Origin of the sequence: Solidesulfovibrio fructosivorans JJ] (assembly GCF_000179555.1) — a bacterium.
Taxonomy (GTDB): domain Bacteria; phylum Desulfobacterota; class Desulfovibrionia; order Desulfovibrionales; family Desulfovibrionaceae; genus Solidesulfovibrio; species Solidesulfovibrio fructosivorans.
Window position 1 is genome coordinate 140,918 of the sequence record NZ_AECZ01000002.1, and the last position, 19,719, is coordinate 160,636.

Annotated in this window: 17 protein-coding genes; 5 read left to right on the forward strand and 12 right to left on the reverse strand. The window is 66.2% G+C overall.

Going from position 1 to position 19,719, the window contains the following annotated elements; genetic code table 11:
- Positions 1-502: 502 nt before the first annotated feature.
- From DESFRDRAFT_RS02100 to DESFRDRAFT_RS02110, 3 genes are all read left to right on the forward strand, one after another.
- The gene (locus DESFRDRAFT_RS02100) at positions 503-1,861 is read left to right on the forward strand and encodes an ammonium transporter (protein WP_005990647.1); all 1,359 of its coding nucleotides are present in this window, start codon (positions 503-505) and stop codon (positions 1,859-1,861) included.
- Between the two features lie 24 nt (positions 1,862-1,885).
- Positions 1,886-2,227: a P-II family nitrogen regulator gene (locus DESFRDRAFT_RS02105; RefSeq protein ID WP_005990649.1), complete on the forward strand. Its 342-nt coding sequence runs from the start codon at positions 1,886-1,888 to the stop codon at positions 2,225-2,227.
- Between the two features lie 281 nt (positions 2,228-2,508).
- Positions 2,509-4,965: a PAS domain-containing hybrid sensor histidine kinase/response regulator gene (locus DESFRDRAFT_RS02110; protein WP_005990650.1), complete on the forward strand. Its 2,457-nt coding sequence runs from the start codon at positions 2,509-2,511 to the stop codon at positions 4,963-4,965.
- A gap of 68 nt (positions 4,966-5,033) precedes the next feature.
- Here the strand turns inward: DESFRDRAFT_RS02110 and DESFRDRAFT_RS02115 are convergent, their stop codons facing one another.
- Positions 5,034-5,402 carry a response regulator gene (locus DESFRDRAFT_RS02115; RefSeq protein ID WP_005990652.1) on the reverse strand — a complete coding sequence of 123 codons (369 nt, stop codon included), beginning with the start codon at positions 5,400-5,402 and terminating at the stop codon, positions 5,034-5,036.
- 31 nt (positions 5,403-5,433) lie between these two features.
- Positions 5,434-8,082, reverse strand: a complete 2,649-nt coding sequence (locus DESFRDRAFT_RS02120) for a cache domain-containing protein (RefSeq protein ID WP_005990654.1) — start codon at positions 8,080-8,082, stop codon at positions 5,434-5,436.
- A 180-nt stretch (positions 8,083-8,262) separates the two neighbouring features.
- Here DESFRDRAFT_RS02120 and DESFRDRAFT_RS02125 point away from each other — a divergent pair, with 180 nt between their 5' ends.
- Both DESFRDRAFT_RS02125 and tsaA read left to right on the forward strand, forming a co-directional pair.
- Complete coding sequence (locus DESFRDRAFT_RS02125; protein WP_005990656.1) at positions 8,263-9,108, forward strand: hypothetical protein; 846 nt, start codon at positions 8,263-8,265, stop codon at positions 9,106-9,108.
- A 34-nt stretch (positions 9,109-9,142) separates the two neighbouring features.
- Entirely contained in the window at positions 9,143-9,661 is a 519-nt protein-coding gene (gene tsaA / locus DESFRDRAFT_RS02130; RefSeq protein ID WP_005990658.1) for a tRNA (N6-threonylcarbamoyladenosine(37)-N6)-methyltransferase TrmO, read from the forward strand.
- A 15-nt stretch (positions 9,662-9,676) separates the two neighbouring features.
- Here the strand turns inward: tsaA and DESFRDRAFT_RS02135 are convergent, their stop codons facing one another.
- The 10 genes from DESFRDRAFT_RS02135 to DESFRDRAFT_RS02180 all read right to left on the reverse strand — a co-directional run bounded on the left by DESFRDRAFT_RS02135 (position 9,677) and on the right by DESFRDRAFT_RS02180 (position 19,708).
- Positions 9,677-10,705: an SPOR domain-containing protein gene (locus DESFRDRAFT_RS02135; RefSeq protein ID WP_005990660.1), complete on the reverse strand. Its 1,029-nt coding sequence runs from the start codon at positions 10,703-10,705 to the stop codon at positions 9,677-9,679.
- Positions 10,706-10,716: 11 nt separating this feature from the next.
- A complete protein-coding gene (locus DESFRDRAFT_RS02140) occupies positions 10,717-12,087 on the reverse strand; it encodes a tetratricopeptide repeat protein (protein ID WP_005990662.1) in 1,371 nt (456 codons plus the stop codon).
- A gap of 12 nt (positions 12,088-12,099) precedes the next feature.
- A complete protein-coding gene (locus DESFRDRAFT_RS02145; RefSeq protein ID WP_005990664.1) occupies positions 12,100-13,314 on the reverse strand; it encodes an HD domain-containing phosphohydrolase in 1,215 nt (404 codons plus the stop codon).
- Positions 13,315-13,335: 21 nt separating this feature from the next.
- Positions 13,336-14,952 (reverse strand): PAS domain-containing protein, encoded by a 1,617-nt coding sequence (locus DESFRDRAFT_RS02150; RefSeq protein ID WP_005990666.1) that lies wholly within the window; start codon positions 14,950-14,952, stop codon positions 13,336-13,338.
- Positions 14,949-15,779 carry a hypothetical protein gene (locus DESFRDRAFT_RS02155; protein WP_005990668.1) on the reverse strand — a complete coding sequence of 277 codons (831 nt, stop codon included), beginning with the start codon at positions 15,777-15,779 and terminating at the stop codon, positions 14,949-14,951. The genes DESFRDRAFT_RS02150 and DESFRDRAFT_RS02155 overlap by 4 nt, the downstream gene beginning before the upstream one ends.
- A 35-nt stretch (positions 15,780-15,814) precedes the next feature.
- Entirely contained in the window at positions 15,815-16,633 is an 819-nt protein-coding gene (locus DESFRDRAFT_RS02160) for a tetratricopeptide repeat protein (protein WP_005990670.1), read from the reverse strand.
- Positions 16,634-16,643: 10 nt separating this feature from the next.
- On the reverse strand, positions 16,644-17,843 hold the full coding sequence (locus DESFRDRAFT_RS02165) for an HD domain-containing phosphohydrolase (RefSeq protein WP_005990673.1): 1,200 nt from the start codon (positions 17,841-17,843) through the stop codon (positions 16,644-16,646).
- Positions 17,844-17,956: 113 nt separating this feature from the next.
- On the reverse strand, positions 17,957-18,283 hold the full coding sequence (locus DESFRDRAFT_RS02170; RefSeq protein WP_005990675.1) for a hypothetical protein: 327 nt from the start codon (positions 18,281-18,283) through the stop codon (positions 17,957-17,959).
- A gap of 9 nt (positions 18,284-18,292) precedes the next feature.
- The gene (locus DESFRDRAFT_RS02175) at positions 18,293-19,279 is read right to left on the reverse strand and encodes a hypothetical protein (protein ID WP_005990677.1); all 987 of its coding nucleotides are present in this window, start codon (positions 19,277-19,279) and stop codon (positions 18,293-18,295) included.
- Between the two features lie 9 nt (positions 19,280-19,288).
- A complete protein-coding gene (locus tag DESFRDRAFT_RS02180; protein ID WP_005990679.1) occupies positions 19,289-19,708 on the reverse strand; it encodes a hypothetical protein in 420 nt (139 codons plus the stop codon).
- Positions 19,709-19,719 lie beyond the last annotated feature (11 nt).

Here is a 19,719-nt window from a genome sequence, read left to right on the forward strand (position 1 = left end):
TGCCGCTGCGACCGTCCGAAGAACCAAGAAGGGGACCCTCGACCATCTCTCGGCGGGCTTTGCCATGAGACGCCCGGTTTGGCCCAGGCGCGCCATGCCCGGCATTCGACGACCGGGCGCGCACTCCGGTCACGGTCTTCCGGACGGACCCACTTCCTGACAGCCTGGATACGCTCTTCTTCCAAAATTGTTATTTTTTGCTTGTCAGAGATGGCAAATTGTGCCAAGCAGACCTCGGTTTTTCCGTGTCTTCCGTGGTATGCTTCAAAAATGAAGGATGTTTCAAATTTGTAGGTTGTTTTCGACCCTCAGACACCCTTCTCGAAGCAAAACGAGACCGAGTTTCCAAAAAAATATTATAATTCGATATATTATTAAAATGGCCTGCTTTTTGCTGGTTACCGGTCCGCGGGGCCGAGGAGAGCGGCCCGCGCGATGCGATCATGGCAGCGGCGGCCTACGGCCGACAATATCACAACATCTTCTAAGATCAGGGGGGTTTATGGCACACAGACGGAATCTCTACAAAATGGGCGCGATGGCGGCCCTGGCCGTTTTGGCCCTGCCCGCGCTGGCCCTGGCCCAGGACGCGGCCGCCAAACCCGAGTTCCTGTCCATCATGGACGGCAACACCATGTGGACGCTCGTGGCCGCCACGCTGGTCATGTTCATGCAGGCCGGCTTCGCCATGGTCGAAACGGGTCTGACCCGCGCCAAGAACGCCGGCAACATCCTCATGAAGAACATGTTCGACTTCGCCGCCGGCTCCATCGCCTTTTTCCTGATCGGCTACGCGCTCATGTTCGGCGACGACATCGGCGGCTTCATCGGCTTTTCCAACTTCGGTCTGTCCCACGCCAATACCGCTTCCCCTGACGGCCTGTGGAACTACACCTACTGGTTCTTCCAGTGCGTGTTCGCCGCCACCGCCGTGACCATCGTCTCCGGCGCCATCGCCGAGCGCACCAAGTTCATCGCCTATCTGTTCGTCAGCTTCGTGGTCACCGCGCTGATCTACCCCATCTCCGGCCACTGGATCTGGGGCGGCGGCTGGCTGTCCAAGTTCGACGCGCCCATGATCGACTTCGCCGGTTCCACCGTGGTCCACTCCGTGGGTGGCTGGATCGCCCTGGCCGGCGCCATGCTCATGGGGCCGCGCATCGGCAAATACACCGCCGACGGCGTCTCCCGGGCCATCCAGGGCCATAACCTGCCGCTGGTCGCGCTTGGCGTCTTCATCCTCTGGTTCGGCTGGTTCGGATTCAACCCCGGCTCCACCACCGCCGCCACCGGCAACATCGGCCTGATCGCCGTGACCACCAACCTGGCCGCCTGCGCCGCGGCGCTGACCGCCATGATGACTTCCTGGATCCGCTACGGCAAACCCGACGTCTCCATGTCCCTTAACGGCGTCCTCGCCGGCCTGGTCGCCATCACCGCCGGTTGCGCCAACGTCTCGCCCATGGGCTCCATCATCATCGGGCTTTGCGCCGGCATCCTGGTCGTCCTGTCCGTCGAATTCATCGACAAGGTGCTCAAGATCGACGACCCGGTCGGCGCCATCTCCGTGCACGGCGTGTGCGGCGCGTTCGGCACCCTGATGGTGGGTCTGCTCGCCAGCCCGGATTTCGGCGGCGTGGCCGGCCTGCTCTACGGCGGCGGCATGGCCCAGTTCATCACCCAGGTCATCGGCGTGGGCGCGGTGTTCATCTGGGCCTTCGGCACCGGTTTCATCACCTTCTCCCTGCTCAAGGCCACCGTCGGCATCCGGGTCACCGAGGAAGAGGAACTCAAGGGCCTGGACATCACCGAGCACGGCTCCGAAGCCTACAGCGGCTTCCAGATCTTCATCACCGAATAAGCACGGGATACCGGGAGATTATATATGAAACTCGTTACCGCCTATTTCCGGCCTGAAATGCTCAATGCCGTCAAGCAGGCCCTGTACGCCAAGGGCATCCATGGCATGTCCGTCACCAACATTGCCGGCTGCGGCCGCCAGAAGGGCTACACCGAGCAGTACCGCGGCGTCATCGTCGAGGTAAACCTGCTCAAGAAGCTGCGCCTGGAAGTCGCCTGCGCCGACGGCAAGGTCGCCGACGTCATGGACGCCATTTCCTCCGGCGCCAAGACCGGTAAGGAAGGCGACGGCGTGATCTTCGTCCAGGACATCTCTGACGCCCGCCGCATCCGCACCGGCGAGAGCGGCAACGGCATCCTGGGCTAGCTTCTTCCCGCCCAGTCCGGAACCATCCGACAAAAAGGCCCCTTCCGCTCGCGGGAGGGGCCTTTTTGCGCGGCATTGGACGGGGAAACCGTGTCTCGGGAGGGCGTGACGGCCGTTCCGGGGCTGCCGGCCCGCCATGGGAGGACTGCTCGACGCGCCGGGAAAGGCGGAAGGCGCGGGTGGGGCTCCCCGCTTTCGCGCGCGGCAATGCCGCATGGAGACGCAGCCATCTTGACAGCAAAGCTGGACGGTGCGCATGTTGGCGACACTGGAGGGCTTTCATGGACGCTCCCGGCCCCGGCGATACGCGGCATTTTCGACAATTTTGCGATGCCCTGCCCGAGGCGGCCCTGCTTGTGGACGCCGAAGGCCGGGTCCGGCATGCCAATGCCGGGGCGGTGCGCCTTTTCGGCAATGTGTGCGGCCATTCCTGTCCCCTGCCCGGACCGTCCGCCCAGGACGGGGGCGACCGGGAATGGGCCGACGGCGGACGTCTCTACCACATCCGGCGCATCCGGCTGACCGCCGCCGACGGCAGCCTGTTTTTTCTGGATTGGATTCGGGACGCTTCAGAGCTCGCGGCGCTGCGGGGCCAGCTCGCCCGCTGCCAGCGACAGTTTTCGACCATCGTCGAAAACGTCATGGAAGGCGTGACCATCGCGGTGAACGGAAAGCTGGCCTACGTCAATCCCTTCATGGAACGCCTCACGGGCTACGACGCGGCCACCTTGCTCGCCAGGCCGTTTACCACGTTTCTCCACGAGGAAGACCGCGACGGCGTGCTGACGAACCACAAGCGGCGCCTGGCCGGCCAGCCCGCCCCGCCGGGCCAGGTTTTCCGCATCCTGACGCGGCGCGGCGAAGCCCGGTGGGTCCAGGCGGTTTCGGCCCGCATCGAATGGGAAGACGCGCCGGCATCGTTGAGTCTGCTGTCCGACATCACCCCCCAACGTCAGGCCCAGCTCGCCTTGGCCGAGCTTATCCGCGACCAGGAATCCCGCATCGCCAGCCGTACCGCCAGCCTGCGCGAGGCCAACCGCACCCTGGAAACCGCCAACGAACGGCTGACCCGCGAGATCGAGGAACACGAGCGCACCGCCCGGAAACTCACCGCCGCCCGCAAGAAGGCGAGCCAGGCGTCCAAGGCCAAGTCCATCTTTCTGGCCAACATGAGCCACGAGATCAGGACGCCCCTGAACGTCATCCTGGGCATGGCCGATCTGGCCTTGCGGCCGGACAGCCAGGGGCAGGTGGACCACGTGCGGGCGCTCGAAATGATCCGCGAGGCCGGCGCGTCCCTGCGCGCGCTCCTCGGCGACCTGCTCGACCTGTCCCGGATCGAGGCCGGCCGGCTCGATCTCGAATCCATCCCCTTTTCCCCGAGCCGGGTCCTCGACGCCGCCTTGTCCGGCCATGCGGTGCTGGCCGCGCGCCAGGGGCTCGCCCTCGAGGGCCATGTCGCCTCGGACGTGCCGGAGACCCTTGTCGGCGATCCCGGCCGGCTCGGACAGGTGCTGGCCAATCTGATCGGCAATGCCCTCAAATTCACGCCTGCGGGGCGTATCGACGTGTTCGTGCGCCGGGGCGACGGTGACAAGGAGGGCGGCTGTCCCGAGCCGGAAGTGGTTACCCTGCTTTTTTCCGTGCGCGACACGGGAGTGGGCATCGATCCGGAAAAGAGAAAGGCCATTTTTCAGAGCTTTCGCCAGGCCGACGAATCCATCACCCGGCAATATGGCGGTACGGGACTTGGGCTGGCCATCTGTCGCCGTCTGGTCGGCCTGCTCGGCGGACGTATCCGCGTCGCCAGCCGCCCCGGCGAAGGCAGCGAGTTTTCCTTCACCGCCCGCTTCGCCCTGCCGCAACCGGGGCAAACCGCTCCGGCGGAGCTTGGGGCCGCGCCGGGCGCGGGCGCAACGGCCGGGCCGCCCTTGCCGCCCCTGGATATCCTGCTGGCCGAGGATTCGGAGCTTTCCGCGGAAATGCTCCTGACCTTCCTCGTCCCCCGGGGACACCGGATCACGCGGGTGGTCAACGGCCGGGCCGCCCTGGACGCTCTGGCCATGGGCCGCTTCGATCTCGTGCTCATGGACATCCGCATGCCGGTCATGGACGGCCTGGCCGCCACCCGGGCCATCCGGGACGGGCGGGTGGAGGGCTGCGACCCGAATCTGCCCATCCTGGCCCTGACCGCCCATGGGGCCACCAAGGACCGGGAACGCATCCTGGCGGCCGGAGCCACGGATTACCTGTCCAAGCCCGTCAACCTGGACAAGCTGCTTGCGGCCATGGCCCGGATGACGACGGGAAAAGGCGGCCGCGCGTCGCCGCCGGCCGCTCCCGCGGCCAAAGCCGGGGCAACGCCGCCCGGCGGCGCGGAGGACGTCCCGTTCGATGCCGGCCGCGCCGAGGCGCTGGAGAATCTCGGCGGCGACAAGGACCTCTATGAGCGCCTGGTGACAGTCTTTTTACGGGATACGCCAAGGGATCTGGAACGGCTGCGCGTCGCCTTGGTCGAGAGCGATACGGAAGCCACGGTCCTCGTCGCCCATACCCTCAAGGGCAATGCCGCCGTGGTCGGGGCAAGCCCGGCCTCGGCCCGGGCCAGGATGCTGGAGATGGCCGCCCGCCAGGGGCTCACGGACGCGCTGCCGGGCTTGTACGACCCCTTGGCCGCGGCGTTTGGCCGGGCCCTTGAGGGCTTTGCCGCCAAGGGCCTCAAGCCGGCGTCGTCATAGGACGGCGCGGCCGGCGATCGTTTGGGGCGCGTCGTTCGCGCGCCGCGCCCGCTTCTTGCGCATGGGCTTTAGCCGACAAGGGCCTGGGCCACGGCCTCGAGCACCGTTTTGGCCTGCAGCGGTTTGGCCAGGGCGCATTTCGCGCCGTAGCTTCTGGCCCAGCCCAGCGTTTCGGTATCGGTGAAGGTGCTGCCGGCGCTCATGGCCACGATCGGCAGTCCCGGACGCATCTCCAGCAATTCCTTGATGGTGGCCAGTCCTTCCTTGCCGGGCATGAAGATGTCCACAAAGGCCATGTCGGCCGGGCTTTCCCGGAAGGCGGCCACGGCGGCGTCGCCGTCGGCGGCTTCCGCGACCGTGTGCCCGGCCTTTTCCAGAATGTCGCGCAGCATGGTGCGCGTGATCGCCGCATCGTCGACGACAAGAATCCGTGCCACGATGGTTCGCTCCTCTTACGCCGCGCCGCGTCTAGGCCGGCAGTTGCCCGGGGCCCGCATCGCCGGAGTCCGTGGATTGCATCCGGGCTATCAGTTCGTTCAATTCCGCGGCTTCCTCGTTGAGGCCGCGCACCGCCGTGACCGAAGCCTCCATGCCCTCGCGGATGTCCAAGGCCACGCGGCTGACTTCCTCCGTGGCCCGGCTGATCTGGTGGGCCGTGGCCGACTGCTGTTCGGCGGCCGTGGCGATGGTCCGGATCTGGTCGGCCGTGCTCTCGACCATGCCCACGATGGCGTCGAGGGCCGTGCCGGCCTTTTCGGCGATCCGGGTGCTGCGGGCGACGGCCTCCGCCGCCTTGATCGTTTCCTCGTTGCCGCGCCGCGCGCCTTGCTGCACGGCATCGATGGCCTGGCCCACCTCCCGGGTGGCGGCCATGGTCTTTTCGGCGAGCTTTCTGACCTCGTCGGCCACGACCGCGAAGCCCCGTCCGGCATCGCCGGCCCGGGCCGCCTCGATGGCGGCGTTTAAGGCCAGCAGGTTCGTCTGGTCGGCGATGTCGGAGATGACGTCCAGCACCTTGCCGATGCCTTCGGCGCGCTGGCCGAGTTCGCCCATGTCGGCGCGCAGTTTCTCGGCCATGGTCTTGACGTCCTCGATGGCCCGCATCACCTCGCGCACCATGTCCGAGCCCTGCCGCGCCTGTGACTTGGCATCCTCGGCGCTGCCCGCAGCGGCCCCGGCGTTCTGGGCGACCTCCAGCACGGTGGCGTTCATTTCTTCCATGGCCGTGGCCGTTTCCTCGGTGCGCCGTCGCTGGTTGGACACGCCGTCGCTCGTGCGGTCGATCAGCTCGGCCAGGGATTTGGCGTTGTCCGAAAGCCGGGTGGCAATGCCCTCGGCCGTGCCGGCGGCCTGGGCGATGAGGCTGTTTTGTTCGACCAGGGCTTCCTGCTGGAGTTTGACCCGGGTCAGGGTGGCCAGCATGGCGAACACGCCGAGCATGCGTCCGTCCTCCCCGCTTATCGGCGCGGCGTCGATCTTGACGAAGAACCGCTCGCCCCAGGCGTAGGTCCCGTCGTACTCCACGTTGGTCATGATCTCCCGGTGGCCGAGCACCTCACTTAGCGTCTTCGACACCGGGGGGTGCGCGGCGAAAACGTCGCGCAGGTTGCGGCCGGTGTAGTGCTCCGGCTCCTTTTTCTCGCCCAGGAAATGGGCCAGCCAGCGGTTGACCAGAAGCACCGTGCCGTCCGGGCCGGCCACCACGCAGGGCATGGTGATGGAGTCGAGGATGCCCCGGGCGAATTCCAGCTCTTCCTTGAGCTTGGCCACCATGGCCCGGATGGAGGACGCGAGCTGGGCCATTTCCGCCGTCAGTTCCGCCCCCACCGATGCGCCGAGTTCGCCGCCGGCCACCCGGTCGGCGTAATCCACGATGGCCCGGATGGGCCGGTTGACCAGACGGCGCATGATGAGAAACGTCAGCGCCGCCATCAGCACGAGAAAGGCGACGGAGGCGATGACGAGCTTGACCGCGATGGCGTGCACGGCCTTGTCCAACTGGGCCGATTCGTCGGCCACGGCCTGGTCGATGCCGTCGATATAGTCGCCCATGCCGATGATCCAGTTCCAGGGCCGAAACAGCATGACGTAGCTGAGTTTGGGGTAGAGCTCCTTGGTCGCGCCCCCGCCCGGCAACGGCTTGGACCAGTCGTAGGTCACGAAGCCGTCGCCGGTCTTTTCCACGGCCTCGAGCATGGCCTGGGCGATGTTCTTCGTGTTCGCCGGGAAATCCTCCACCGCGCCGTCGGCGCCGGATTGCAGGCTCCTCGCCCGGTTCTGGTCCGGCATGTCCATGACCTTGCCGTCGAAATCGGGCCGGATGGGGTGCATGACCATGCGCGGAACGGGTCTGGTCGTGTCGTAGATGAAGAAGTAGTTGCCGTCGGGCAGGCGCATCTTGGACACCTGCGCCTTGGCCTCTTCCCGAAGCCGGGCCGTGGCGTCCTCGATCCAGGCTCCGGAGCCGAAGACCCAGCCAAGTTGCGGCATAAGGCGCACGTAGGAGACCTTGGGCTTGGGATCGCCCGGCGCGTCGGGCTTGTCCCACATGTAGGACACCATGCCCTCGCCGGAGGCCTTGGCCACCTTGACCATGTCGTTGAAAAGCGCCACGCCCTTGGGGTCGCGGAAGCCGGAAAGGTCCTTGCCGTCCAAGGCGGGCTTTACGGGGTGCATGACCATGCGCGGAGTCAGGTCGTTGATCCAGATGTAGTTGCCGCCGTCGAAACGGGCGTCCCTGGCCATTTCCTTGATGCGGGCGAGCAGCTCCTCGCGGGGCATCGTGTCCTTGTGGGCGGCGTAAAAGGCCTCGGCCTGGTTGACCACGGCGTCGACCACGGCCTTCAGGCGGTCGTGGGCGCGTTTTTTGAGCGCCTCTTCGTCCTTGGACACGTCGTAAAAGTAGTTGATGACTCCGTAGACTTGCTTGACCGTTTCCATCTCCCGCGCTTTGGCCTGGGCGTAGAGCTTTCGCCGCAGGGCCCGGCCGTTGTCGTCGCGGTATGCGCCCAGTTCGTAAATGAAAAAGCCCACGGACAGCGCGGAGAGGGCCGTGAGCATGAGGATGCTGACAATGACGATCTTGAGGCTGATGGACCAGTCCTTGATGCTTGTCATGGCGTCTTCCCAGAGGCTCTCGCGGGTTGTCGTGCCCCGGGTCGGAAAGGAACCGACCGAAACAAGGTGTGTCAGAATGAAATATTCTATGAACGAAGAATTATCGGATGGCAAGGGCGCGCGCTCGGAACATCTTTTCTTTTGGCCGGACCTTTGGCATAAGGCTGGCAAGATGCGCCTATGATCACGTTCTACGAATTCGCCACCAATCTGTTCGACCCCATTCACGTCGTCTGGGAACACCCTAAAACACGCCGGGCCGTGGCCATAAGCCAGGTGCTCGCCTTTTGCGTCGGCCTTGTCGGCATCGAGCTCAACGTGCGGGGAGTTCTGCCGCCGTTTCTGGCCCGCATCACCCCGACGTCCCATTTCTACGCCATCAACCTGGCCTTCACGCTGGTGCTCGTCCAGGAGGTGATGGACCTCATCTTCGTGCTGCCCTGTTCGGTGACCAAATCCCTGGGCAAGCAGTTCGAGGTGCTGTGCCTCATCTTGCTGCGCGACGCCTTCAAGGAGCTGGTGCATCTGCACGAACCCATCGCCAGCGCGGATTTCGGCCATGTGCTGTTGCCCATGCTGGCCGACGGCGTCGGGGCGCTGCTCGTCTTTATCGGATTGGGATTTTATTACCGGCACTATCGGGCCCGGACCCAGGGGCCAAGGGGGCCGTGGCTTTACCCGTTCGTGGCCTACAAGAAGTTCCTGGCCTTTTGCCTGCTGGTTTTCTTTTTGTCCTTCGGCCTGTGGGTGGGCTGGCAGGAAGTCGTCTACGGACAGCATCACGACTTTTTCCTGATCTTTTACACGGTCCTCATTTTCAGCGACATCTTTATCGTGCTGTTGTCCCACACCTATCTGCCGGCGTTCGAATCGATTTTCCGCAATTCCGGTTTCGCGCTGTCCACGCTGCTGATACGGTTCGCCCTGGCCGCCCCGGCCTATTACGCGCCGCTTCTCGGCGTGTGCGCCATGGTGCTTGCTTACGGCGTTTTCGTGGCCAGCGACGCTTTCGCCAAGGACGGCTGATCCGGCCTGGGGCGTGGACATACGGAGGTCCGGCATGGAAACGGTTTATTCCTTTACGCCCATCGGCGTTATCCGCAGTCCCTATTCCAGTCTGGCCGGCATGCCGGTCCAGCCCGGCGGGGCGCGAAACGCCCTGGGCCGGCTGGAGCTTTTGCCCGAACTGGTCCCGGCCCTGGCCGACCTGACCGGGTTTTCCCACGTCTATCTCATCTACGTCTTCCACGCCTCGCGGGGGTTCGACCCGAGGGTGGTGCCCTATCTCGACGACACGCCGCGCGGGCTTTTCGCCACCCGCGCCCCAAGACGCCCCAACCCCATCGGGCTTTCGGTGGTGGCGGTGGAATCGGTTGCCGGCAATGTGGTGACCGTGCGGGGAGTCGATGTGCTCGACGGCACGCCGCTTCTCGACATCAAGCCCTATGCGCCGGGCTTCGACGCCCCGGGATGCGCGATACGCTGCGGCTGGATGGAGGGCCGCGACGGGGCCGTGGCTTCGACGCGGGCCGACGCCCGGTTCGCGCCCGAGGACGACGGGGAGGCGGAGAAGGTTTGAGTGCCCCGATCGGGGTTAGTGGCAGCGCAGTTTGCCCGCCTGGGCCGCGCCCACGGCGAAGATGAGCGGCCGCACCCCGGAGGCCCGGCCCACCTCGCCGCGCGTGGCCAGGGCTGCCCGCTTGTCGCCGTAGCGTCCGGCCAGCACCCGGTAGCGCCGGTCCTTGCCCTTTCCTTCCACAGCCACGCAGGCCGGGATGCCCCGGCGGCGGATTCTGGCGGCTTGCGCGTCGGCGTTGGCGGCATCGGCGAACAGCCCGGTCTGCAAGGCGTAAAATCCGGTTGCCGGCGCGGCGGCCGGCTTGGCGGCGGCCGGTTGGGCCGGGGGTCCCTTCGCGGTGGCGGCGGGTTTGCTTGCGGCCTCGGACGGTGCGGCCTTTGGCGCGGACTGTGGTTGGGGCGTCTCCGAAGCGGCCTCGGGGGCCGGCTTTGGCGCGGCTTCGCTTGTCGGGGCCGGGGCCGGGGCCGGGGCGGTGGGCGCGGCCGGCCGCGCGTTGGGAGCTGCTCCGTCCGGCGCTCCGGGCAGGGCTTCCTCGGCTGCGGGAGGAGTGACGATACTTCGGATCGCGGACCCGACCACGGTGAAGGACGCGGCGGCAAGCCGCGTTTCGCCGTCGTAGACCGCAAGCGACCATTGCCCGGGCATGGCCCGGCCCGGCGGATAAAATGCGTAGACGATGGCCGCCGGCTCCCCTTTTCGCGCCGATACGCGCCAGCGGTCCACGGCCGTGCCGTCGCCCGTCGCCGTGGGCCGCGTGAGCCGCGCTTCCAGGAGGACCGTCCCACCGCCCGCCTCGCCGGCCGGGGTGAAGCGGCAGCCGAGCCCCTTGTCCGTGTTCAGGACGGCTTCGCCCGGCCGCACGTCCTTGGCGGCGGGCCAACCGTCGGCAAGGCCGGGGTCCGTGGTCAGCGCCCCGCACACGTCGAAGCCGAAGGAGCCGGATCGGGGAGTCTCCTGCGCGGCGCAAAGCCTTGCGGGCGAAAGGGCCAGGGCCAGCAGCAGGCAGGCCGCGCCGAGACGGGACAGGGAGAGGCGTTCGGACATAGGCGGCGAAGCTATCCGGCGAGGTGCTCGAGCAGGCGTTTGGCCGGGGCGTAGTCGGGGTCGAGCTCCAAAGCGGCGCGCAGGCAGTCGCGGGCTTTGGCCAGGTTGCGGCAACGGTGGTGGGCCGTGGCGATGTTGTAGCCGACCGAGGGCGCCTGGGTCATGAGTGTCGGATCGGCCGCCAGGGCTTTTTCAAAAAAATCCAGCGCGATATCATGCTGCTTGCCGTCGGCGTGGGCGACGCCCATGTTGTAGAGCAGGCCGGCGTCCCCGGGGGCGATGTTCAGGGCCTTGGCGTAGTTTTCCACGGCCTGGGACCACAATCCCTGGCGGCGGAGCAATATGCCGCGATCGTTGAACATCCATAAATCGGCCTGGGACAGCGCCTCGCCCTTGGCCTCGATGGCCTCCGTGACGAAGCGCAGCGCCATCTCCTGGTCCTTTTCGCCGATCTTGCGGGCGATCTCCATCAGCGACTCGCTGACCATGTCCGAGGCCACCCGGGTGACCACGCGCCGGGCCTCCTCGAAACAGCCCTTGGCCTTCTCGGTGTCGCCTTTGGCCAGGTACGTCTCGCCGATTTCCACCTTGCGCTCGAAATTGAGTGGCGACAGGCTGTCCAGGCGCGTCAGGTAGGCCAGCCGCTTGTCCATCTCGCCGGATTCCCGGCACAGTTCGACGAGCCTTTTGAGCGGCTCGATAAAGAGCTTCTCCACCCGGGCGGCGGCCTGGTAATGCTTTTCCGCGGCCTCGTATTCCCCCCGCTTTCGCGCCACATCCCCCAAAAGCAGGTGGCACTTGAGGCTGTCGGGCTTGATCTCCATGGCCTTGGCCGTGATGCGTTGCGCCTGTTCCAGATCGCCCGATTCGATCAGCTCCGCCGCCCGGTCGAGGAGCACGCCGAGCTGGTTGTTGGGACGGATGGCGAAGGCGATCTTCTCGATGATGGCGTTGGCCGAGATGGGCTTGGTGATGAAGCTGTCGGCCCCGACCTCGTGGGTCAGCACCATCTCCTCCCGGGAGATCTCGGTGCTGGCCACAATCACCCGCACCCGGTCGGCATAGAAGTTCTTGAGCACCTTGATGGTCTTGATGCAGGTGGTCTTGCGCATGCGCCGTTCGAGAAAAAGCAGCAGCGGCACGGGCAGGCGCGTCACGGCCTTGTTGGCGAAGGTCACGGCCTCGTCGTATTCGGCGGTATCGCGGCATGTCGCCCGCACGTCCACGCGGATGCCGGCCAGGGTCAGCTTGACCATGCGGGCGAAGCTCTCGTCGTCGGTGGCGATGACCGCCATGCCGCCCGCGGCGAAATAGTCCAGGACGATGCGCTCGTAACGTCTGGTCGCCTGGTCCGTTTTGACGCGCATGATGTTGTTGGACATGGAAAACCTTTTCTATGTCTCCGGCAGGGCGTTCCTGACCCGGCGCAGAAGCGCCAGCAGCTCCGGGTCGGTCATGTCGGAGGCGGCGGTTTCGGTTGTGGGTGAAAGCACCTTGAGGGTTTGTTTGCGAAACGCGCCGAGGTCATGCAGACGTTCGATCAGCCCCGGGTCCACCACCTGTCCGGCCACGGCCGCCTTTTCGCCGGTGCCGAGACAGATGTCCTCTTCCAGAACCATGCCGGCCGTCAGGGACGTGACCGAGGCCTCGCCCCGGCTGTAGCCTTCCCGCGAGCCGGCCAGTACGCCGAGCAGTTCCAGCGCCTTGGGGTCGTAGAGCCCTTCGCGCTCGGCCATGACGGCCAGGGCCTCGTCGCGGCCGACCCCCGAGGTCAGCAACCGGTCGTAGTCCAGGGCCACCTTGAGCAGGCGCGAGCCGAGGGGAATTTGCTTGCCCGAGGGGCCGTCCGTTCCCTCGCCGGCAAAAGGCGTTTCCTGGTGGCGAATGATGTGGGCCACTTCGCCGAGTTTGGGGATATTGTCCAGAATGTCCGCGCCGATGGCCGGATGGCGGGCGAAAAGCGCGGCCCGCTCGCCCTTGAGGGTCCCTTTCGCCCGCAGGGTGGCGAACATGGATTCGGGCATGACCATGGCCCCGAGCTGGGACAGGATGACGGCCAGCTCGATGCGCCAGATATCCGGGGCGTCGCAGTAGCGGGCCATGTCCGTGACCAGCCGCTTGACCCGGGCCGAACGGGCCGTGGCCTCGGGATTGAGCAGCTCCAGCAGGTCGGTGAGCACCTTGATGATGCCGCGAAGCGACCCTTTGAGAAATTCCTTTTCACCCGTGACCTGGAGATACTGGGCCACGCCCGCCGCCAGGGCTTCCTCCAGTTCCTCCTCGGGGCAGGGCTTGGCCAGGAAGCGGAACACGCCGCCGACGTTGACGGCGCGCATGGCTTCCTCCAGGCCGGCATATCCGGTGAGCATGATGCGGATGGTGTCGGGACAGGCCTTTTTGAGCCGGGCAAGCAGTTCCAGGCCGTCGATGCCGGGCATGCGCAGGTCCGCCACGACCACGGCGTAGGGGCCGTTCTCGGTGACGGCCTCCAGGGCGCGAAGCGGCCCCTCGGCCACGTCGATGGCGAATTTGCGTCGCAGCTTGCGCTTCAGCGATGCGGTGAGTTCCGCGTCGTCGTCGACGAACAGTATTTTTTGTCTGACGCCCATGCCTGATGGATTGAAGTGGTTTTATGCGGTCCCGTCGCCGTTTTCCGCCGGAAACCGAAGGAAAAACGTGACGCCTTCCCCCGGCCGGTTCGCCACCTCGATGCCGCCGCCGTGGCGGGACATGATGGCCTGGCTTATGGCCAGCCCCTGCCCCGTGCCCTTGCCGGCGGGCTTGCTGGTGAAAAAGGGGTCGAAGATGCGTCCCTCGTCGGCCGGATCGATGCCGGCGCCGTTGTCCGCCACGGCGACGGTCACGCCCTGGGGCTCGAGGCTGGTGGCGATGGCGATGCGGCCGTGTCGCCAGGGCTCCCGGCCCACACGCTCCTCCACCGCCTGGGCGGCGTTTATGACCACGTTGAGCAACACCTGGGACACCTCGTGGGGTTGACCGTACACCAAAGGCAGCCCGTCAGCGAGTTTTAATTCCACCTCCGCCACGTGTTTCCAGGCGTTGCGGGTGATGGTGACGATGTCGCGCACGGCGGCGTTGATGTCGAAAAAAAGCGATTCCGCCGTGCCCGGGTGGGACATCTGGCGCATGGCCGCGATGATCTCGGACACCTGGCGCAGGCCTTTGCGGGAATTGGCGATGGCGGCGGGGATCTCCTGGCGCAGATAGTCGAGTTCCGCGTCCTCGAGCAGCGCTTCGAGCTCCTGGCCCACGGCGGCGATCTCCCCGCCGGCTCCGGCGGCCAGCGCGGCCAGACGCCGGCAGGCGTCGGCCACGCGCAGGATGTCCGTGAAGGATTCCTCGAGGAAGCCGACGTTGTAGGTCACGTACTGGACGGGGGTGTTGATCTCGTGGGCGATGCCGGCGGCCAGGCAGCCGATGGCCTGCATGCGCCGTTCCTGGAGCGTCTTGAACTCCCGGGCCTTGATTTCGGCCAGGTCCTGGCCGAGGAGGAGCACGCCGGGCCGGGACCCGGACGCGGCCGGCGGCACGGGGTTGACCGTGAGTCCCAGCATGCGTTCGTCTCCCCCCGGTATGCGGCAGCGCACCTCGTCCACGCGCACCGGGGACAGCCTGTCGCGGCTTGCGGCCACGGCCTCGCGCAGCGCCTGCCCCTCCCAGTCAAGGGGCAAGGCGAAGAAGTCCTTTCCCTTCGCCTCGCCGGCCGCGATTCCGAAGGCGGTTTCGGCGCCAGCGTTGAACCGGCGCACGCGATCCTCGCCGTCCAGGCTCACCAGGATGGAGCGGATGGAGGCGAGCAGCATTTCGATGTCCTGCCCGGCCATGGCCATCTCCCGTTCGGCCGAGACGCGCCGGCTGATGTCGCGCACGATTTCGGCCAGGCCGAAGACGCGGCCGTCCGGTCCCCGCAACGGATGGCAGACGCTTTCCACCTGGCGCGTCGCGCCGTCCGGCCCGACGACGTCGGCCACGCGGCTGACCGGCTCTTCGGCGGCAAGCGCCTGCTCGGCCAGACAAGGCCGGCAGGCCTCGCCCACGGCCGGGCAGGGGCGGCCCACGACGAACTCCCCGGGATAAAAACGGCGCAGGGCTCCGTTGGCGGCCACCACCTTGCGGTCCGTGTCCAGAAAGCACAGGCCCACAGGCAGCGCGTCGAGCAGGGCCTCGAAATACGGGGCGCGGAGATCGGGCCCGTTTTGGGGGCGTTGCGGGCGGGACCGGCTCACGAGGGCGTTTCCTCGATCCAGATGGCGAAAGCCGCCTTTCCGGCCGGCGTGTCGCAGCGGATGCCGAGCGACTCCTCCCGGGGATGGAAAAACGCGCCGTCGCGGGTCATGCGCATTTCGTGGGAAAGCAGCGAGGCGTCCCGCAGCATATCCTGGAAAAAAACCAGGACGCACGTAAAAAACGCGTCCAGGGGATTCTCGGCCGCCGTTGCGCCGGCTTCCCGGCAAAGACCGGCGGCGAGGGGGGCGCTTAGGCCGATGGCCGCGCACAACCGTCGGCGTCCGGAGAGAATGCCGGTGATGCGACCTGTTTCCGGGTAGACCGCCATGTCTTCGGGTTGGCCGAGGGCCGCCACCTCCAGCGTAAGCCCGGCGAACCGGCGCATGACCCGTTCCGTCGCCATGACCAGCAGTTCGGCCGCCTTGTTGTCGGCGAAAAAGTCCTGGATGTAGCGCAGGCTGACTTGGCCGGATTGGCGCAACGCGAAGTGGCGGCCCAAAAGCCGCTTGTACTGCTCCCGGTCGATGTGGCCGCGAAGGAGCAGGGCTTCGCCGAGATAGGTGTGGTGGACCTTCTGGAAAAACAGCAGCTGGTCGAGGTCCTTTCGGGAAAGCCGGCGTTCCTCCACGGCGATGTCGCCGAAAAGCCTGGGGTCGGCCCGCTGCCGCCGGCAGATGCCGTTCACTTCGCCGGGGCTGAGCACGCCCCTGTCCACGGCCATCTCGCCGATGCGCCGGTTGTGTTCCTTCTGGAAGCGCAGGCCGTCGGCAAGCTGTTCTTCGCTGATGGCCCCTTGCTCCACGAGAAAACGTCCAAGAAAATTCATGGCGATCCTCTTTCGATGCGACCGGACGCCGCCGGTCACCACTCGGCGAACTCGTCGTCGCGCCCGCGTTTCCCGAGGATATTCTCTTCCGCTTCCTTCTTCGAGACGGCGCGCAGAAGGCCTTGTCCTTCCTCGAAAGCGGGATTTATGGCCAGGCCCATCTCCAGAAATTTCCGGGCCAGCTTGAACTTGCCCTTTTCGTAATAGGTCCTGGCGATGTTGTAGAGCAGGTTTTCGTCCCGTTTTGTCAGGCGGTACGCCTTGAAATAATACCGCAGGGCCTGGGCATACATCTTGTGTTTGCGCATCTTGATGCCGAATTCGTTGAAAAGATGCTTGTGCTCCTCGCCGAAGGCCGCTTCCAGGGTGATGATGCGACGGCACACCAGGTTGGCGTTGTCCACCTCGCCCCGGTCGAGATAGGTGAGCCCCAGGCCGAAGGTGGCCCGGATGTGCTCCTCGTCCACGCGCAGGGCGTTTTTGTATTCGAACTCCGCGGACATGAACTCGGCCTGCTCCCGGTGCTCGTCGGCCGCGTCCACGGTTTCGCGCACCTGGCGCAACATGGGCAGGACCTTGTTCATGTACAGGTCGGGCTCCGGCAGGTAGTTCGAGAGCAACTCCTCCTTGGTCACGACCCGCGACTTGCCCGACGGGATGAAATGTTTGTTGAGGACGCGCAGGAGGTAGGAGCCGTCTTTTTGCTCCTCGGCAAAGACGTGGATGTTCTGCTGCACCTTGCGCTTGGTGGAGCCGAAGCCGATGACGGACTGCTCCTGGGTGGAAAAGACTCCCCGGAACAGTTCCTCCTTGGGGTGTCCCTGCGGCGAGGGGGACGAAGACGTGGCTTCCATGGCGGCGTCCTTACCCATCGAGGATCTTGGCGAAGGCCAGTTTTTCGGCCGGCGGGACCAGGACCCGCCAGCGCGGTTTCCTGCCCAGGTTCGCGGCGAGGTCGGCCAGCCGCCGTATGGACGCGGCATTGAGTTCGAGCCCTCGGCCGAGGGTCAGCTCCCCCTTGAGGTCGAGCACGTCCTGGTCGAGCAGCATGCCCGGGGCGAGTTCCTCGGCCTCGGCGAGACGGGGCTCGAAACCGTCCGGCAGGGTGGCCAGGGTTTCGAGGGCGTCGAGGATTTCCGGGTCGTACCAGCCGAGACGGTCGCGCATGCGCTCGATGGCCAGGGCCACGCCCTCGGCTTCCCGGCGCTTGTGCCGGTACATGGCTTCCAGGGTGTCGAAATCCAGGGCCACCTTGAGGATGCGCGCGCCGTAGGGGATCTGTTCCCCGCTGACGCCGTCCGGGGGCAGGCCGCCGCCGTCGTAGCGCTTTTCCTGATAGGCGATGATTTCGGCCACCTCGCGCAGGCGCGGGATGTTGGACACGAGGTCGGCCGCGATCTTGGGATGCATGGCGAATTCGTAGGCCTTGTCGCCGGGCAGTGGGTCGCCCCGGTAGGCCTTGCGCAAGGTGTCGGCCGGCATGGCGGCGCAGCCGATCTGGGACAGCATGGCGGCGAGTTCCAACCGCCAGGCTTCCTCCATGCCGAGGTACACGGCCAGATCCACGGCCAGGCGCTTGACCCGGGAGGACTTGCCGAAGGCTTCCGGGTTGACCATCTCGAGCAGGTTGGTGAGCAGCTTGATGGTGCCGCGCACCGTGCCCCGCAACAGCTCCTTTTCCGAGGCCAGAAGCTGGTGCTGGCGCAACGCCGCACCCAGGGCCTCCTCCAGCTCTTCTTCGGGGCAGGGCTTGGTCAGGAAGCTGAAGACCTTGCTTTTGTTGACCGCGGCCATGGCCACGGAAATGTCGGCAAAGCCGGTGAGGATCACTCGAACGGCATCGGGGCACAGTTCGCGCACCCGGCCCAGAAATTCCACGCCGTCCATGCCGGGCATGCGCAGGTCGGAGACGACCACCGCCACGTCGAGGCCTTCTTCGAGCAGCGTCAGCCCGATTTCCGGGCCCGCCGCCGTTTCCACCGTATATTGCTTGCGAAAGGCGCGGGCGTATGAGGCCAGAATCTCCTGATCATCATCCACGAACAGGATGCATGGCTTGTCCATGGGGGCTCCAGGGAGGACCGGCATGCGACGGATAACCGGCCCGATCCTCCCTGGATAGGGCATCTTGGACGGTTGTTCAAGACACGAGGCGTCCAGATAAGCTATAACGGATGTCAGGTTTGTCCCGGGGCCATCATCCCGGCGTGCGCGAACGGCGGCAGGACGGCGAGCAAGGCGGTTTTGCCCCGTCCGCTCCAGTCCCCAAGCGACAGGGACGCCTGCAGGCGGTAGGCCCCGGACTGCGCCAGGTCTCCGTCGCGGACGACATAGGTCAAAAAGCGCGTCTCGCCGTCTTCCGTCGTGATCGCCGCCTGCCACCTGGCCGTGGACCCGTCCGGCTTGCGCACCATGATGGCCGGGGCTGTCGCGGCGGTGATGTCCCGCCCGCAGTCAAGGACGATCCGGAGTCCCGCATCGCCCTGGTAAATCGCATCGGCCATGATCCCTCCTTATGCTCGCTCCGTTTCGATGGGGGAAGCCAGGCGTATGGCGACGGCAAAAGGCGACGCCTTTCGCGCCGTCGTCGTGATGGGCGAGGTCAGGCGCGCGACTTCGCGTACGGGGGCTTCCACGGCCAGGGATCGCGCCAGCAGGCCCAGCAGGGAAGCCGGCGCCCCGGCCGCGCTTGTCGGCGTGGCGGCGGCTGTCCGGGTGACGATCGGGGTTTGGACGGCGTACGGGGCCACGATGGCCACTGACGCCCCCGCATGTTCGCCCGTGGCGAACGATGAGGTCTCGGCCGCCACGCCGGCGTCGACCCTGGCCGCGTCATTGGCCTCCCGGGCCGTGGGGCCCAACGCGGTGGACGGGACGGCCGCCTTGGCCGCGCCGGTTCCGGATGCCGCGTTCGCCCCGAAAGACCCTTGCGCGGAAGATACCGCGACAAGCGTCGTCGGGACCTGCCAGGCGACATGCAGCTCGGGATATCCCGTGCCGTTGCCAAAGCAGTAAAACACGCGTTCGGCGCCGGAAGAGCTTGCGCTATCCAGCACAAAGATCTGCAGGGCGTTTCCCGCCGCCCACCCCGCCCGGTCCACGACCTCCTGGATGGCGGAAGCGATATCCGGAGAATCGTACGCCTGTGCCGTCCAGTCGCCGGGAAACCAGTCCACGCCGCTGGATTTCGCGCGGCTGTTGGCGTCGGCAATGGATGTCGGCGCGGACGGGGAGTCGGCCAGCTCGGCGCGAACGCTCCAGGCTATCGGCGACGAGGTATGGTTGCCGTTGGAGGTGAGCCGCAAGATCGCGGACGTGATCGTCGCCCCCTGGGGAATGGCGACATTTTGGAACCGTGCCCAGGCGCTTTCGCTGTTGCCGCTGTAGTTGCCCGCGGCGGCTGTCCGGCCGTTGTAGCCGGTTGATGAAAACCAGCCGCCGTTATTAAACCAATAGCCGGTATCCGTGGAGGTCGCGGGATGAAAGACGCAGCTCGCCATGGATGGGCCCTAGCGCATCACCACGACGCCGCCGGTGTCGAATTGCACCGTGAACGTGCCGCCCGTAACGCCTTTTTCCTCGCCGAAGTCGAGCAGGCACACCAGCGGACCGGTCAGCGCGCCCACGGTCTTGTCGGCATAGACGGCGGCAAAGCGGGCCGTGACCGTGGCTTCGGTCCAGCTCGGATCGTCGGCGTCGAGCACGGCCGCGTCGCCGGAAAGGGTCCAGGTCACCCCGGCGAGGGCCTTGCCGCCGCTCGTGTAGCCCGTGCCGGAGACTTCCTGTTCGGCCAGGTCGGCATAGACGGTGTGGCCGGCATTTGGCGTATGGGCGCTGGTGAGCAGGGCCAGACGCAGGGTGTCGGAAGCCAGGGCGAAGACGCCGTCGCCCAGGGACCGCTTGAACGCCGGATAGATCAGATTGGCCATGACTGTTCCTC

Coding starts and splice junctions, on each gene's coding strand:
- DESFRDRAFT_RS02100 (WP_005990647.1), top strand. CDS start 503: ATGGCACACAGACGGAATCTCTACAAAATGGGCGCGATGGCGGCCCTG.
- DESFRDRAFT_RS02105 (WP_005990649.1), top strand. CDS start 1,886: ATGAAACTCGTTACCGCCTATTTCCGGCCTGAAATGCTCAATGCCGTC.
- DESFRDRAFT_RS02110 (WP_005990650.1), top strand. CDS start 2,509: ATGGACGCTCCCGGCCCCGGCGATACGCGGCATTTTCGACAATTTTGC.
- DESFRDRAFT_RS02120 (WP_005990654.1), bottom strand. CDS start 8,082: ATGACAAGCATCAAGGACTGGTCCATCAGCCTCAAGATCGTCATTGTC.
- DESFRDRAFT_RS02125 (WP_005990656.1), top strand. CDS start 8,263: ATGATCACGTTCTACGAATTCGCCACCAATCTGTTCGACCCCATTCAC.
- tsaA (WP_005990658.1), top strand. CDS start 9,143: ATGGAAACGGTTTATTCCTTTACGCCCATCGGCGTTATCCGCAGTCCC.
- DESFRDRAFT_RS02135 (WP_005990660.1), bottom strand. CDS start 10,705: ATGTCCGAACGCCTCTCCCTGTCCCGTCTCGGCGCGGCCTGCCTGCTG.
- DESFRDRAFT_RS02140 (WP_005990662.1), bottom strand. CDS start 12,087: ATGTCCAACAACATCATGCGCGTCAAAACGGACCAGGCGACCAGACGT.
- DESFRDRAFT_RS02145 (WP_005990664.1), bottom strand. CDS start 13,314: ATGGGCGTCAGACAAAAAATACTGTTCGTCGACGACGACGCGGAACTC.
- DESFRDRAFT_RS02155 (WP_005990668.1), bottom strand. CDS start 15,779: ATGAATTTTCTTGGACGTTTTCTCGTGGAGCAAGGGGCCATCAGCGAA.
- DESFRDRAFT_RS02160 (WP_005990670.1), bottom strand. CDS start 16,633: ATGGAAGCCACGTCTTCGTCCCCCTCGCCGCAGGGACACCCCAAGGAG.
- DESFRDRAFT_RS02165 (WP_005990673.1), bottom strand. CDS start 17,843: ATGGACAAGCCATGCATCCTGTTCGTGGATGATGATCAGGAGATTCTG.
- DESFRDRAFT_RS02170 (WP_005990675.1), bottom strand. CDS start 18,283: ATGGCCGATGCGATTTACCAGGGCGATGCGGGACTCCGGATCGTCCTT.
- DESFRDRAFT_RS02175 (WP_005990677.1), bottom strand. CDS start 19,279: ATGGCGAGCTGCGTCTTTCATCCCGCGACCTCCACGGATACCGGCTAT.
- DESFRDRAFT_RS02180 (WP_005990679.1), bottom strand. CDS start 19,708: ATGGCCAATCTGATCTATCCGGCGTTCAAGCGGTCCCTGGGCGACGGC.